The 2,996-nt window shown below is 47.8% G+C and carries 2 protein-coding genes; both read right to left on the bottom strand.

Features of this window, described 5'->3' with window-relative positions; translation table 11 throughout:
• Positions 1-55 precede the first annotated feature (55 nt).
• Entirely contained in the window at positions 56-1,531 is a 1,476-nt protein-coding gene (locus U9P07_07725) for an NADH-quinone oxidoreductase subunit N (protein MEA2109292.1), read from the bottom strand.
• A 172-nt stretch (positions 1,532-1,703) separates the two neighbouring features.
• Positions 1,704-2,996, bottom strand: a 1,293-nt coding sequence (locus tag U9P07_07720) for an NADH-quinone oxidoreductase subunit M (protein ID MEA2109291.1), incomplete at its 5' end; no start/stop codon positions are given.

Here is a 2,996-nt window from a genome sequence, read left to right as displayed (position 1 = left end):
AAAAAAAGGCGGCTTAAACAAGCCGCCAGATTTATTTTCGGATAATGATGCCTTGCTACATGAGCATCGTCTGGATAGACTGGCGGGCCATGTCCAGGAAATATGAGGGGAAAATACCCATCTGCAAAACCCCGACAACCGCCAGCACCAGACCAACCACCAGGGCCGGAGAAGGCTTAGGCATAACAATATCCCGCCCAGCTTCCTTGAAATACATTACTACCACCACCCGCAGGTAGTAATAGAGAGAGATGACGCTGTTAATCACCCCGAAGATAGCCAGCCAGACAAATCCGCCCTTCATTGCTGAACTGAAAAGATAGAATTTTCCCATAAAACCTGATGCCGGGGGGATACCGGCCATGGAAAACATGAAAAGCGCCATCGCCAGCCCCATCAAAGGATATTTAAAACCAAGGCCGGCAAAATCTTCCAACTCATTATATTCACCCTCTTTTCGACCCAGCAGAGCGATAACCCCGAAAGCCCCGAGATTAGTAAAAGCATAACTTAAGAGATAAAAAAGTATGGCTGACTGACCCAGCTTGCTGCCGGCAACAAAACCAACCAGCAGATAACCGGCATGGGCAATACTGGAATAAGCCAACATACGTTTGATATTGGTCTGGGATAAAGCCACCACGTTGCCGATGGTCATGGTCAGGAAAGCAATTAACCACATGATCCCGGTCCAGTCAGCCTGCAAATGACCCAGAGCAACGAAGAAAACCCGGAGCAGCGCCGCAAAGGCCGCCGCCTTTACCCCGGTGGCCATAAAACCGGTAATTGACGTGGGAGCTCCTTCATAAACATCCGGCGTCCACATATGGAAGGGAAACATGGCAACTTTAAAGCCAAAACCCACAGTCATCAGGGCTACCCCACCCATGAGCATCCGGGAATGTATAACTTCAGGATGGGCGGTAAGAAAAGCACTTATTTTAACCAGATCCATGGTCCCGGTACTACCGAAGATCAAGGCAAAACCAAAAAGCAAAAACCCGGAAGCAAAAGCACCCAGTAAAAAATATTTCATTGCCGACTCGATGGATTTAGCATCATCGGAGTTAAAACCAGCCAGAACGTAGATAGATATTGACATGGTCTCCAGGGCCAGGAAAACCATCAACAGGTTGCCGGCAGAACCCATAAAACACATCCCCACAGCCGCAAAAAGCAACAAACAGTAATATTCACCACAATTGAGTCGGGGGAAAAATTTCTGATAGTTGATGGATGTCAGGATGGTCAAAATTGTGACCACACAGATAATCAGGGTGATAAAAGAAGAAAACCCATCCGCCAGAACCATCCCGTTATATGCGGACTCTCGAACCCCATTAATCATCAGGGTACTGATAAGGGCGACGACCACCCCAACCAGGGAAAGATAGCCAAGAGAAGACGTCTTCTTATCCTGCGGGCTGAAAACTCCAACCAGCAAAACCGTCAAGGCCGTCAACGAGAGAATAACCTGGGGCAGTATTGCTTTAACATTCAGCGCCGGGACGACAAATTCCAGCATCTCCATTACGTTCCTCCACACTCATTTACAGAAGGGATTAGTACCTTACAGGTTATTTTCTTGTTTTTTTCAACAAGAAAATGTTCTGATAAGAGTACTTATTTGCGAGCCGAAAAACCTCTTTGGGCTGCGGGATATGTTCCCGCATTAGCTTAAGCGATTGATTCTCGCGGTTTTATTATTCAATAATTTTATCTTTATTTTCAGCTGCCGGCAGCACCGCGGCGATCCTGTCTCCAAGGCTCTGGGGCTGCTGCTGGGCATAAGCCTCATAGCGGGTATTGAAATCTTTAATAAAATGGGAAACGGTGGCATCCATCTTTCGCAGAAAAAGACCGGGGAAAAAGCCCATAACGAAGACCAGTACAGCCAAGGGCAACAAGGTTATAATTTCACGAAAATTGAGGTCCTTCAGTTTCTGATTTTCAGGCTTATCCAGGGGGCAGAACATCACCCGCTGATACATCCACAACATGTAAAGCGCTCCCAGGATAGCACCTGAAGCTGCAACCACCGCGAAAATCGGAAAACTGCGGAAGGCCCCGATCAAAATCATGATTTCGCCAACAAAACCATTGGTTCCCGGCACCGCAACCGAGGACAGGGTGGCAATCATGAAAAAGGTGGCAAAAACGGGCATCACCTTGGCTATGCCGCCAAAATCTTTGATCATCCGGGTATGACGTCGCTCATAGATCATGCCAACAATTAAAAAGAGTGCCCCGGTACTGATTCCATGATTAAGCATCTGGTAGATGCCACCTTCAATCCCCTGCATATTCAAAGCAAAGAGTCCAAGCATCACATAACCCAGATGACTGACACTGGAATAGGCCACCAACTTTTTCATGTCAGGCTGTACCATGGCCACCAATGCCCCATAGACAATCCCGATGACGGCCAACGTGGCCATAAACGGCGTAAACTGGTGGGTGGAATAAGGAAACAACGGCATGGCAAAGCGCAGGAATCCATAAGTACCCATTTTCAGCAGAACCCCGGCCAAGATGACACTGCCGGCTGTGGGCGCCTGTACGTGGGCGTCAGGCAACCAGGTATGCAACGGGAACATGGGAACCTTGATGGCAAAGGAGACAAAAAATGACAGGCACAACCAGAACTGCACTGAAATGGGAATATTGAGCTTATACAATTCAAGGATACTGAAGGTATAAACCCCGGTAACTTTATAATTATAGTAATAGAGGAAGATGATTGACAAAAGCATGAAGACGCTGCCGGCAGCGGTATAGAGGAAGAACTTGACCGCGGCATATATCCGATTGTCGCCACCCCAGACACCGATAAGCAGATACATGGGAATCAGCATCAGCTCCCAGAACACATAGAACAGGATCAGATCTAAAGATACCAGCGCCCCGAGCATGGCGGTTTCCAACAACAGCAGGCAGGCCATGTATTCCTTCACGTGTTTCTGGATATAAGTCCAGGAAGAAAGCACACAGATAGG

The sequence above is a fragment of the Pseudomonadota bacterium genome (genome assembly GCA_034660915.1).
GTDB lineage: Bacteria > Desulfobacterota > Anaeroferrophillalia > Anaeroferrophillales > Anaeroferrophillaceae > DQWO01.
This window is presented reverse-complemented; position numbering and strand designations above follow the sequence as displayed.